This window comes from Clostridium aquiflavi, from assembly GCF_031344075.1.
Lineage (GTDB): Bacteria > Bacillota > Clostridia > Clostridiales > Clostridiaceae > Clostridium > Clostridium aquiflavi.
Genome location: NZ_JAVJAN010000041.1, coordinates 1 through 13,157, shown reverse-complemented (window position 1 = coordinate 13,157; position 13,157 = coordinate 1). Strand labels below are relative to the sequence as shown.

At 27.4% G+C, this 13,157-nt stretch carries 11 protein-coding genes; 8 read left to right on the top strand and 3 right to left on the bottom strand.

Annotated elements, in window-relative coordinates:
* Nucleotides 1-14 precede the first annotated feature (14 nt).
* Nucleotides 15-1,118, bottom strand: coding sequence for a LacI family DNA-binding transcriptional regulator (locus RGC78_RS13525; protein ID WP_350339624.1), 1,104 nt, complete (start codon nt 1,116-1,118; stop codon nt 15-17).
* A gap of 487 nt (nt 1,119-1,605) precedes the next feature.
* Here RGC78_RS13525 and RGC78_RS13520 point away from each other — a divergent pair, with 487 nt between their 5' ends.
* The gene (locus tag RGC78_RS13520) at nt 1,606-3,801 is read left to right on the top strand and encodes an iron-containing alcohol dehydrogenase (RefSeq protein ID WP_252213981.1); all 2,196 of its coding nucleotides are present in this window, start codon (nt 1,606-1,608) and stop codon (nt 3,799-3,801) included.
* A 192-nt stretch (nt 3,802-3,993) separates the two neighbouring features.
* Nucleotides 3,994-5,664: a ribulokinase gene (locus tag RGC78_RS13515; protein ID WP_252213979.1), complete on the top strand. Its 1,671-nt coding sequence runs from the start codon at nt 3,994-3,996 to the stop codon at nt 5,662-5,664.
* 59 nt (nt 5,665-5,723) lie between these two features.
* On the opposite strand, the gene RGC78_RS13510 is transcribed toward RGC78_RS13515, so the two are convergent.
* On the bottom strand, nt 5,724-6,293 hold the full coding sequence (locus RGC78_RS13510; RefSeq protein ID WP_252229620.1) for a class I SAM-dependent methyltransferase: 570 nt from the start codon (nt 6,291-6,293) through the stop codon (nt 5,724-5,726).
* Nucleotides 6,286-6,816: an ECF transporter S component gene (locus RGC78_RS13505; protein WP_252213975.1), complete on the bottom strand. Its 531-nt coding sequence runs from the start codon at nt 6,814-6,816 to the stop codon at nt 6,286-6,288. The genes RGC78_RS13510 and RGC78_RS13505 overlap by 8 nt, the downstream gene beginning before the upstream one ends.
* A 398-nt stretch (nt 6,817-7,214) precedes the next feature.
* On the opposite strand from RGC78_RS13505, the gene RGC78_RS13500 reads away from it, so the two are divergent.
* The 6 genes from RGC78_RS13500 to RGC78_RS13475 are packed head-to-tail and all read left to right on the top strand — an operon-like array spanning nt 7,215 to nt 12,970.
* Entirely contained in the window at nt 7,215-8,090 is an 876-nt protein-coding gene (locus tag RGC78_RS13500; protein ID WP_434062238.1) for a hydrogenase small subunit, read from the top strand.
* Between the two features lie 4 nt (nt 8,091-8,094).
* Entirely contained in the window at nt 8,095-9,510 is a 1,416-nt protein-coding gene (locus tag RGC78_RS13495) for a nickel-dependent hydrogenase large subunit (protein ID WP_252213971.1), read from the top strand.
* On the top strand, nt 9,507-9,980 hold the full coding sequence (locus RGC78_RS13490; RefSeq protein WP_252225518.1) for a hydrogenase maturation protease: 474 nt from the start codon (nt 9,507-9,509) through the stop codon (nt 9,978-9,980). Before RGC78_RS13495 ends, RGC78_RS13490 begins: the two co-directional genes overlap by 4 nt.
* Nucleotides 9,973-10,314 carry a hydrogenase maturation nickel metallochaperone HypA gene (hypA, locus tag RGC78_RS13485; RefSeq protein WP_252213967.1) on the top strand — a complete coding sequence of 114 codons (342 nt, stop codon included), beginning with the start codon at nt 9,973-9,975 and terminating at the stop codon, nt 10,312-10,314. Before RGC78_RS13490 ends, hypA begins: the two co-directional genes overlap by 8 nt.
* 24 nt (nt 10,315-10,338) lie before the next feature.
* Nucleotides 10,339-12,753 (top strand): carbamoyltransferase HypF, encoded by a 2,415-nt coding sequence (gene hypF / locus RGC78_RS13480; protein WP_309556809.1) that lies wholly within the window; start codon nt 10,339-10,341, stop codon nt 12,751-12,753.
* Nucleotides 12,754-12,757: 4 nt separating this feature from the next.
* Nucleotides 12,758-12,970 carry a HypC/HybG/HupF family hydrogenase formation chaperone gene (locus RGC78_RS13475; protein ID WP_252213963.1) on the top strand — a complete coding sequence of 71 codons (213 nt, stop codon included), beginning with the start codon at nt 12,758-12,760 and terminating at the stop codon, nt 12,968-12,970.
* Nucleotides 12,971-13,157: the final 187 nt, after the last annotated feature.

The following is a 13,157-nucleotide window of genomic DNA, read 5'->3' as shown; positions in this document are numbered from 1 at the left end:
GCTAAAATAATTTTTTAATATAGTTTTGTAGTTCGTGCAATTCCTGTACTGTTTCTTTTAACGATAAAAGGTTCATATTCTAGTCTCATAATGCAAGATCTGTTTTGTGAATTTGAAGATTTACTATTTATTTTTTTCAATATAATATTAACACCTTCAGTACCTTTATTTTCTATAGCATGATCAACTGTTGTTAAAGATATTTTTTGCAAAGATGATAATAGGGTATTATCAAAACCACAGACTGAAAAATCATTTGGTATTTTATATTTCATTTCTGTTAACGCATCCATAATTCCAATAGCTACCATATCATTAGTTCCAATAAAGGCTGTTACATCAGTTTTTTCTGCTAATAATTTTTTTGTTAAGTTATATCCTGTTAAATATTCAGTTTTATCTAAAGGATACTTAGTAGTATTTTGAATGTCTTCATTTTTTATTATAATGTTATCGATATCAACATTGTGATCATAAAAGCTTTTTTTCAATCCATTAAGTCTTTGAATTCTTGGGATTTCATGTGCAAGTAGTGGAGTAGAAATATAAGCTACTTTTTTATGTCCAAGAGATAATAGATGTTCACCTATAATATAACCTGTTTTATGGCTATTTAATTCTACAGAATCTAAGTCTAAATCTTCATTTTTATCACTAATCAAGACAACAGGAGCAGAAGAAACTAAGTCTTTTATTTGTGAAACTAAAGTAGATTGATATAAATATATAATCCCAGCTACTTTAAGATTTGAATACATATTTAAATAATGTTTTTCAAGCTTAGGATTTCTCATTGTAGGTGCTATAAATATAGAATATCCATGTTTATTTGCTTGCTCAGTAATAGAATGTATCAGCATAGTATAATACAAATTAGAAAGAGATGGACACATTATTATAATAAGCTTTGATAAAACTGTATCACTACATGTCTTTTTATTTTTATTTTTTTCATATCCTAGAACTTTTGTAGCGTTAAGAACTTTTTCTCTTGTTTCATAAGAAAAAGAAACATCGGGTCTATTATTCAACACCATTGAAACAGTTGATTGAGAAACCCCAGCATAGTCAGCAATATCTTTTGTTGTTATCTTACGATAAGACGTCAAGTAAACCACTCCTTTTCTTTTAAACTTAGTATACAAAATAGGAATAAAAAAGACAAATAGTTAATTAATAAATAAATTTATTATTAATGGATTTAAGGAGTTTTATTAATAATTAGTATTAATATTTATTAATAAAATGTTAAATTTATTAATAGTAAAAAAGATATATGAAAATTAGTTTCATATATTTAATCAAAAAACTATTTTTAAGACATAGATCTTTTTATACAAAAGGCTATGTTTTAGCAGCGTGTTGATATATGCATAAGCAAAGTGGACTGAGTAATTGAACTTAAGAATATTAATAAATAACAAAGAGAGCTTTTCACTAAAACAATTAAGTTTATTAAAAAGAAAAAAATATTAATTTTATAATGTTAGAGTTATTAATAACTGAGTATTTGACTTGATTGACAGCTTGTTTAAGTCATATTTATAATGGCAATATACAATATATTTGCTAGCAAAAATAAATATATTAAAAGGGTGGTTATGCATGATTAATATAAAGATAAATTCAATATCAGATTATTTACATCACGATTTTTTTTGTTCTTGTGGGAAAAATCATAAAACTGATTTAGATTATGTAGAGATATCAGAAGGTGCAATAAAAAAAATACCTGAATTTATTAAAAGAAAGTCTTATAAAAAAATATTTATGGTTGCAGATAAAAATACATATGTAGCAGCTGGAAAACAAGTAGAAGATGAATTTAAAACAGCAAATATTGAAATAAGTAAGATTGTATTGGATGAAGATGAAGTTGTTCCAAATGAAGAGACTATAATGAAAATACAACTTGCAATGGAAAGTAATTATGATCTTATATTAGGGGTAGGCACTGGAACTATCAATGATATGTGTAAATATATAAGCTATAAGCTAAAAATAGATTATATTATTGTAGCTACAGCACCATCAATGGATGGGTTTGCTTCAGTAGGAGCAGCACTTATAACTAACAATTTAAAAACAACATATGATGCTCATGTTCCAACAGCTATTATAGCTGATGTAGACGTTTTAGCAAATGCTCCTATGAATATGATAACAGCGGGACTTGGAGATATACTAGGAAAGTATACTTGCTTATGTGATTGGAAAATTGCCAATATTGTAAATAAAGAGTATTATTGTAAAGAAATAGTTGAAATGGTTGAAAAATCTATAAAAAAAGTAGTGGAAAGTGCAGATCAAGTAATGCTACGTTCAAAAGAAGCAATAAGCAATATTACAGAAGCTTTAATAGGAACAGGAATTGCAATGAGTTTTGTTGGTAATTCAAGACCAGCATCCGGAAGCGAACATCATATTTCTCATTATTGGGAAATGAAATTCTTATTTGAGGGAAGAAAACCTGTGTTACATGGAACTAAAGTAGGGATTGGAACAGTAGCTGTTATAAAGACATATGAAATGTTATTAAAAGAAAAAATAGATTTTAAAAATGCTAGAAAATATGTAGAAAATTACGATCAAAAAGCATGGGAAGAAAAGATGATACAAAGCTATGGCTGTGCAGCAAACGGAGTAATAGCTTTAGAAGCGAAAACAAATAAAAATTCGAAGAATCTTCATGAAAAGAGAATAAAACGAATAGAAGAACATTGGGATGAGATAACAAAAGTAATAAATGACTCATTACCTAATGTTAAAGTAATAGAAGATATTCTATTATCTTTAAATGCACCAATTAATCCTAAACAAGTTGGGGTTGATTATGAAATGATTAAAGATAGTATATTAGTGGCAAAAGAAGTTAGAGATCGTTATACCCTTTTACAATTGCTATGGGATTTAGGTATTGCAGATAAGATGTCAGAAAAAATTGCTGACTATTTTGAAAGTGGACAAAGTCAATATATAGAGTTAAATAACAAGTATATGGAAGATAAAATAGAAAAAATTAAATGTTTTATTTTAGATATGGATGGAACTATTTATTTAGGTAAAAATTTGTTTGATTTTACTAATGAATTTTTAGATACAGTAAAACAAACAGATAGAGAATATTATTTCTTCACAAATAATTCATCAAAAAGCCAAGAAAGTTATATTGAAAAATTAAAGAATATGAATATACTTATTGAACCAAAACAAATGATGATCTCAACTCATGTAATGATAAAATATTTAAAGAAAAACTACCCTGGAAAAAGTGTTTATGTTGTAGGAACACAATCTTTATTGGACGAATTTAGAAAGTTTAATATAGAGTTAAACGATTGTGATCCTGATATTGTAATCATAGGGTTTGATACAAGCCTTACTTATAAAAAGCTTGAAAAGGCATGTAGTTTTATAAGAGAAGGAAAAACTTATTTTGGAATTAATCCAGATTTAAATTGTCCAATGGAAGGAAATACATTTATTCCTGACTGTGGATCGATGGCAAGGTTAATTGAAAGTTCTACAAATAGATTTCCTGAGTTTTTTGGTAAACCTTCTCATCATACATTGGAATATATAATTGAAGAAACTGGATATAAAGAAGATGAAATTGCAGTTGTTGGAGATAGATTATATACAGATATAGCAGTAACTAAAAATAGTGATGTTTTATCTATATTAGTATTAAGTGGAGAAACCACAAAAGAAGATATTGGTAAGAGTAGTGTTCAACCAGACATAATTGTAGATTCGGTAGCTGACATTACAAACTTAATTAAAAACAAAGCTGTATCTTAATTGAAGAGTCTGTTTCAAATATATCTAAGAAGTTAATATTGAGTATAATCAAATTCGAATGCTAGTTTTTCCTTATATTCAATATTAACATTCGCTTAAATATAGCAAATAAAGATATATATGTTTTTTGATACAGCCATATCTCTAAAGTATAGAGAAAAATAAAAGTAGAATTTGTGAGGTATAAAAGTTATGGGTAAGTATGCTATTGGTATTGATTTTGGGACTTTATCAGTTCGTACATTATTAATTGATATAAAAACAGGAGAAGAGTTATTAACTAAAATTTATGAATATCCACATGGAGTAATGGTTGATAATATTCCAACAGGAGAAGAACTAGGAATTGACTGGGCTTTACAACATCCTAAAGATTATGAAACAGGGTTAATTGAAACCTTAAAAGGGATTATGGATGAAAATTTAGTAAATAATGATGATATAGTAGGAATAGGTGTGGATTTCACCTCTTCCACTATATTACCAACAACAAAAGAGGGTATTCCTCTTTGTTATTTATCAGAATATAAACATAATCCTCATGCTTATGCAAAGCTATGGAATCATCATTCAGCGCAATATTGTGCTGATGAAATTTACAAAATTGCAAGTGAGACAAATCAAAAATGGTTGTCTTTATATGGAGGGAAAATTTCAAGTGAGTGGATGATACCTAAAATTATGCAAATTGTAAAAGAATCTCCTAAGGTATATGAAGCAAGTGGTAGAATTTTAGAAGCGTGTGACTGGATTACATGGTTATTAACAGGTGAAGAGGTAAGAAGTGCTTGTGCAGCAGGATATAAAGCTTTTTATCATCATGAAATGGGATATCCAAGTAAAGAGTTCTTTAAATCATTAAATTCTAAAATGGAAAATGTGGTAGATGAAAAATTATCTACTAATATTAAATCTATAGGTGAATGCTTAGGGTATTTAACTAAAGATATGGCTGAAAAAACAGGATTAAAAGAAGGTACTCCAGTAGGGGTTAGTATTATAGATGCTCATGCTTCTGTAGCTGCAAGTAAGATTGATGGACCAGGAAAAATGCTTATAATTATGGGGACATCTTCTTGTCATATGTTATTGTCTGAAACAGAAGAAGGAATTCCAGGAGTTTGTGGAATTGTAAAGGATGGTATTCTTCCAGGATATTTTGGATATGAAGCTGGACAATGTTGTGTGGGAAATCATTTTGCTTGGTTTAAAGAAAATGCCTTACCAGCCAAATATAAAGAAGAAGCAAAAAAATTAGGTATTAGTGATTTTGATTTATTAAACAAAAAATTAGAAAACTATAAAGTTGGACAGAGTGGACTTATAGCATTAGATTGGTTTAATGGAGTAAGATCAACTTTAATGGATTTTGATTTAACAGGTATGATATTAGGAATGACATTAAAGACTAAACCAGAAGAAATTTATAGAGCATTAATAGAAGCAACTGCTTATGGGACAAGAGTTGTTATTGAACAATTTGAAAAGCATGGTGTTCCAGTTAATGAAATATGTGTAGCTGGAGGAATACCATTAAAGAATCCTATGTTAGTTCAGATATATGCAGATGTATGTAATAAAGAAATAAAAATAATAGACACTAAGCAATCAGGAGCTTTAGGAAGTGCGATTTTAGGAATTGCAGCAGCTAAAGAAGAAGTGACAGGATATAAAAATGCTAATGATGTAGCTAGACATTTAGGTAAAGTAAAAGAAGGTACATTTAAACCTATTCATGAAAATGCAGTTACATATGATAGCTTATACAAAGAGTATTTATTACTTAATGATTATTTTGGCAAAGGTGCAAACGATGTCATGAAAAGATTAAAAAATATTAAAGCGACAGCAAAGCATAAATAATAGGCTATGTTTTAAAATAAACACCAATGTTTTTATATAGGACGTTGGTGTTTATTTTATTATTTTATTCCAGACACGTAATACATTTCTTCATTATCGATGCTTTTATCAATATAAAAATAATTGTTCATTATGATTATGGTATTTTCTACTGGAGGAAGTACATTGTATTTTATTTGAGGTTTTTTTAAATGTACATTATTTATTTTTTCTTTACTATCTGAATGAGCAATAACTATTTTACCATCTTTATTTAAAAGGTTATAAAGTTTGTTAAACAGTGCATACTTATCTTTAAAATGTGGATAAGCTGAGTAAATAAAAATATAGTCAAATGTATAATTCTCAAGATTCATAATATCATTTACAATAAATTCAACTCGTTTATCATTATACTTACTTTTACATACCTTAATCATATTCTCAGAATTATCAACGGCAACGATTTTAGTAGGAGATTTTTCTAATAAATAACTAATTAATATACCCGTTCCTGTTCCAACATCAAGTATTTTAGAACCACTTTTTATATCTGATAATTCTATAATTCTTCTGATTTTTTTATCGTCATGTTTACACATTTCATCCCACTTAAATGCAACACTATTAAAAAATTCTAAATCATCCATTTATAATTACATCCTTATCTATTTTATTTTCAATAATTTTAATTATTATTGGTATTAATATAAGTTGAATAATTATTCCCCATATTCCCTTTATAAAACTACCTGTTAAGAATGAAGCAAGTACAAAGCCATTTCCTGAAACAGTTAACAAAATATAATTTGTTATACCTGAAATTAATCTACCTATAATCATAGCAGTTATTAAAGATATAAAAATATTATACTTTTTATTTTTGTACATTAATCCTGCTATTAGCCCATAGCTTGAAAGTTCAAATGCCATACATATTCCTATTGGATATATAGGAGGCATTCCTGAAATAATTGAATTAATTATTGGAGTTATAAATCCTATAAGTAAGCCATATTTTTCTCCAAGGATAAATCCACAAAGTAATACAGGTATGTGCATAGGTAAGAATATATTACCTGGTAATCCTGTCATATGAAAGGTATATGGAATTATTATTCCTAGTGCTAGGAGTAATCCAGCTCGTACTAGATTTTTTGTCTTTTCATTCATTTTTAATTTCTCCTTATAACCAAATATTTATTAGTACTCTAAAAGTTTTCTTTACAATATTTTTATTATGAATTATTTCTTTTAGAACAGTTATCATAGAAGAATTTTTTTAAAAGTAAAATAATATTATATATAATGATTATTTTTTAGGAGATAAATACATGTATATTTTAAAAATGGAAAATGGATTTATAGTGCCAGTAAAATATGTAAAAGCAGAAGATTTGTATGGAATTGAAAATATAGATTACTTAGATAATAAAAATTTTTATATGAATCAAATAAAAGATAATGATGTAGAAGAATATGCAGATTTAAAATATACTAACAGTTCTTGCAAAAAGATAAATATGGAAGAAAATAAAGTTTTAAGTTATGGAAATTGTAATAACTGTAAAATGAATTGTAGTTTACAAAAAAATAAAGAAGAATTAGCAGTGAAATTTACTGAAAGAGCAATTGAAGATGTTAAATCAGGAAAAAAACAGAAAATAAATGCTATATGGCTTGAAATTTCGGGTTGTTTTGGGCAAATAATATCCTTACTTGATGCAAAGGATCCAGATGTTTTATATTTACTTAAAGAATTTGTTAATTTAAATTATTTTGGTAGTATATGTGGAGATTCAGGTGAAACAGCTTATGAAAGAATATTACAAACTTTAAATACTGATTATGTGTTTGTTGTATGTGGAGCAGTCCCATTAAAGGATAATGGATTGTATACAACAATTGCTACGTATAAAGGCAGAAAAATAACAGCTATGGAGGGAGTTAAAACTATAGCCCAAAATGCAAAATATATTGTTACAGTTGGAACTTGCTCTTCTTATGGTGGACCCACTGCTGCTAGACCTAATTTATCTGATGCTGTTAGTGTTAAAGAATTTTTAAAAAGAGATGATATTATTGCAATTCCAGGATGTCCAGCAAATCCAGTTTGGATTATGGGGATTTTGGGATATCTTACTTCTTATGGAGCACCAGAACTAGATAGCGATGGAAGACCTACAGCATATTATGGACAGACAATTCATGATAATTGTTTAAGAAGAAGATTCTTTGATGCGGGAATATTTGCAAAGAAGCTTGGGGATGAAGAATGTATGTTTAAGTTAGGATGTCAAGGACCAGTGACTTATGCATATTGTCCAATAAGCAAGTGGAATGGAACTGAAAATTGGCCAGTTAGAGATAATACAAACTGCATAGGATGTGCTGGACCTAAATTTCCAGACGGCAATGAGCCATTTGTTAGATATGGAGGGGTTTAGATATATGACTAAAATAATAATTGATCCTATAACAAGAGTAAGTGGACTGTTAAGTATTGAGGTAGAGATTGAAAATAATAAAATTGTTGATGCTAAAAGTAGTGGCAGTCAATTTAGAGGTTTTGAGCAAATATTTCAAGGAAGATCACCTTTAGATATTATATATTTAGCACCAAGAATATGTGGAATTTGCTCCACTCATCATACAATGGCTGCAACTTTAGCTTTAGAAGATGCAATGAAGGTTACGCCAGATTTTAATGGAAAGATTGTGCGTGATATTGCTAATGGATTTGAATTGCTCCAAAATTATTTAAGACACGTTTATTTCTTTGTATTTCCTGACTATGTAGATATAGTACATTTGAATCCATTATATAAGACTGAATCGGCTAAACAGGCTGATTATAGATTATCTAAAGCTGATACAGATAGGATAAATTCTGATTATTTAGAAGCAGTAAAATACAGCAGAGAAGCACATAGAGGAGTAGCTGAATTAGCAGGAAAAGTACCACATTGTCATGGAATATTTGTAGGAGGAACAACTACAAACATTAATATTCAGCAGATAGAGAACATTAAATATAGTATTAATGTAATAAGTAGTTTTGTTGAAGAAAAACTAATACCAGATGTTTATAGAATATCAGAAGTATATAATGATTATTTTAAAATTGGTAAAGGTCATGGAAATCTAATGTGCTATGAATTATACAATGATTATTCACCACCAATAAAGTATTGTGCACCAGGAGTAATTATAAATGGGGTAAAAGAAACATTTGATATTAATAATATTACTGAGAGTGTTGCTAAAACATGGGCAAATGGAACTTCAGAAACAATTATTCCAGGATTAGATGAACCGGCAAAACCTAATGCATATAAAGAGAATGCATATAGTTGGATAAATGCTCCAAGATATAATGGACATGCTATGGAAGTTGGGGCATTAGCAAGAATGACGTTAAATGGAGGATATAGTGGGGGAATATCTACAATGGATAGAATTGCAGCTAAGTCTTTAGAAGCAAAAAGAATTTGTGAAACAATAAAAGTTTTGATAGAAATGCTTAAATTAGGAAAAGCATATCAAAAAGAGTGGGAGATGCCTGAAAAGGCAAAAGGAATTGGTTTAATAGAAGCAGAAAGAGGTGCTTTAGGGCATTGGTTATCAATAGATAAAAAGCTTGTTTCAAATTATACTTTAATACCTCCATCAGCTTGGAATTTATCACCTGAAGATAGTAAAGGAATAAAAGGCACCGCTGAACAAGCTTTAATAGGTACACAAATAAATGATATTAAATATCCAGTTGAAATAGGAAGAATAGTTAGAAGTTTTGATCCATGCTTAAATTGTGCTGCTCATATTGTTAGTGATAGATATGAACCTTTTAACATAAATATAGTATGATAAAAATTTTTGGTGTGGGAAACATACTCCTTTGTGATGATGGGATAGGAGTAAAGATAGTAGAAAAAATAAAAGATGAAATAGAGAAACTCAGTAAAGATATAGAGGTTATAATTGGAGAAACTGATTATATGTATTGTTTGGACTGCATAAACAAAGAAGATATTGTTATTATAGTTGATAGTACGTATTTAGGATTAAAGCCGGGGGTTATTTCTATTTTTGATTTTAAAGAATGTGATAGGTTTATTACAAATAGTAGAGATGAGCATAATGAAAGTTTATTAAAGATTTTAAGAAAAGAATATAGAGAAGTAAATGGGTATTTAATAGGTATAGAGATAGAAAATATAGATTTCTCTTTAGAGTTATCTAAAACTTTAAAAAATGAATTCTTAAATATATCAATTAAAGTATTTAATGAAATAAAAAATATACTTAAAAGGATTTATGGTGAGGATTATGCATGAAGTATCTTTAATGAGTTCGGTAATAGATATGGTTGAAGATAATTGCAAGAAAAATAATATCAATAAGGTGACTAAAATTATTTTAAAAATAGGAGAATTTTATTATATTGAAAAATCGTATCTTATTTTTGCATTTGAAGCATTAAGTAAAAATGGAATTTGTGAGGGTGCAAAATTAGAAATAAATGAAATTAAGGCAAAAGCATATTGTAAAAAATGTCAACAAGAATTTTCAATAAGTTTTACAAATAAAAAATGTCCTAAGTGTAATTGTTTAAGTAGTGAAATAATTTCAGGTTATGAGATGTTACTTTATAGAATAGAAGGGGAATAATCATATAAAAAAGAAGTGGGGAATATGATAAGAAAAAAGATTGTAATTAAAGGAAGAGTACAAGGTGTTGGCTTTAGACCATTCGTTTATAGGATAGCATTAAATAATAATTTAAAAGGATATGTTAAGAATTCTAATAAGGGTGTAGTTATAGAAGTTCAAGGTAATTCTAAAAATGTAGAAAATTTTTTAGAAGAAATCAAGGAAAAACCACCAGATTTAAGCTATATAGATGAAATAAAAATAGAAGATGGAAAATTAGGAAGTTTTAAAGAATTTAAAATTCTAGAAAGTAGTGTAGATAATAAAGAGATTACTCTAATATCTCCAGATATAGCAACATGCAAAGAATGTGAAAAAGAATTATTAAATATAAACAATTCTAGAAGATATAATTATGCTTTTATAAATTGTACTAATTGTGGACCAAGATTTTCTATTATAGATAATCTTCCTTATGATAGAAAGAATACTTCAATGAGTAGGTTTGAAATGTGTTTTGAATGTACTAAAGAATATAGAAATCCTATAAATAGAAGATTTCATGCAGAACCAACATGCTGCACAAGTTGTGGTCCACAATTAACTCTTTTAAATAATGAAGGACAAGTAATTAAAAATGTTAATGAAATAGAGGAAGTTAAAAAGTATTTAAAAGAGGGGAAAATTATATGTGTAAAGGGGATAGGAGGATTTAATCTTATATGTAATGGTAAGGATGGAGATTCAATAGAAAAGCTTAGAATTAGAAAGAATAGAAAACGTAAGCCGTTAGCTTTGATGATGCGGGATATAGATGTTGTTTATAAATATTGCAATATAAATTCAATAGAAGAAAAGATTTTAATTGGGAATAAAAAACCAATACTACTTTTAGAAAAAAAGAATAATTTACTTCCTTATAATATTTCATTTAATAATAAACGATTAGGAGTAGTATTGCCATATAGTCCACTTCATTATTTATTATTTGATAATGAGATAGAAACTATAGTTTTTACTAGTGGAAATTTAAGTGGAGCACCTATTATATATAATAATTTTCAAGCAGTAAAGAATCTTAAAAATATTTGTGATTACTTTTTGATTCATGACAGGGATATTAATAATCCAATAGATGATGCTGTAACAACTGTGATTTTAAATGAGGAAAGGGTTATAAGGTTAGGGAGAGGCTATGCACCATTATCTTATAAATATAGCTTAGAAAATAATATTTTATCTTTAGGTTCTCAATTCAAAAATACATTTTCTTTAAGCTGCAGAGATTATTTTTTTACTAGTCCATATATTGGAGATATGGATAGTGTTGAATCTATTAAATATTTTGAAAAACATTTAAATTTTATACAGAATATTTATAATATTAAACCTAATATAATTGCTTACGATAATCATCCTAATTATTGGTCAAATGATTTTATTGATGAAAAGCAATATAAAACAAGAAAATTATATAATAATTGCAATATGGTGGGGGTATATCATCACCATGCCCATATAGTTAGTTGTATGTTTGAGAATAATGAGAGAAACAAAGTTATTGGTGTTGCTTTTGATGGCGTTGGGTATGGAGAAGATGACCAACTGTGGGGTGGAGAATTTTTAATATGTGATTATAAAAAATTTAGAAGAGTTGGTCACATTGAAAATATTGTATTACCTAGCGGTGATGGGGCAGTAAAAGAACCATGGAAAATTGGTATTTCATTAATATATAAAGCTTTTAAAGAAGAAAAATTATGGTGTAAAGAAAATGGTTTTACTTATATAAATAATGATAAATTTAAAGAAAATTTTTTTAATAGTATATTTGATAGTATATATGATAATTCAATAAATAAAATACAGAAAGTTAAAGAAATTTTTAATAATAAATCTGTTAACTTTATTATTAAGATGATTGAAAAAAATATTAATTCTCCTTTAACATCTAGCATTGGAAGACTATTTGATGGAGTTGCTAGTATTTTAGGTTTTATAGAGTGTGTAAATTATGAAGGTGAAGCTGCTTTATATTTACAAAATTTAGCGGAAGACTTTAAAAATTCATTAAATAATAAGATTTTATATAAAGATAAATATAGATATAAAATAATTAAAAAAAATTCAATTTATATAATAAATACTAATAAAATTATATTAGAAATTTTAATGGACATACAAAATAACTTACGCAAAGGTGAAATAGCGCTAAAGTTTCATAATACTATAATAGATTTTTCATATGAACTTTTACTTAAAATTAGAGAAGAGGAAAAATTAAATACAGTAGCTTTGAGCGGAGGAGTGTTTCAAAATCCAATACTATTAGAAGGATTATATATTAAATTAAAAGATGATAATTTTAATATTTTAACTCATAAAATTATACCTTGTAATGATAGTGGATTATCTATAGGGCAGATTATTATAGCAAATGAATTGGAGAAGGTGTAAATATATGTGTGTAGCAATTCCTGGTAAGGTTTTAGAAATATATAATAAGGATGCATTAATTCAGTTTGGAAAAATAAATAAAGTGATAAACATAGAATTGATAGAGGATTTAAAAAAGGGAGAATATGTATTAGTACATGCAGGATGTGCAATAGAAAAAAAGAATGAAGAAGAGGCTTTAGAGATATTAGAAATATTTAAAACATTAATAATGTGATATTTTGCTTAGGTAAGATTTTGTAGTAACATAATATAATTTAATGGCTATGTTTTAAGTGAATGTTGATATTGTAGTATAAAGCTCATGGACAGGGGAATTTGCTTTAAGAACTCTAAAATAAAGCTTAGTCCAATTAATGCATGCTCCCAATCAAAGATTGCTGACAAGCAATTAATTGTACAAA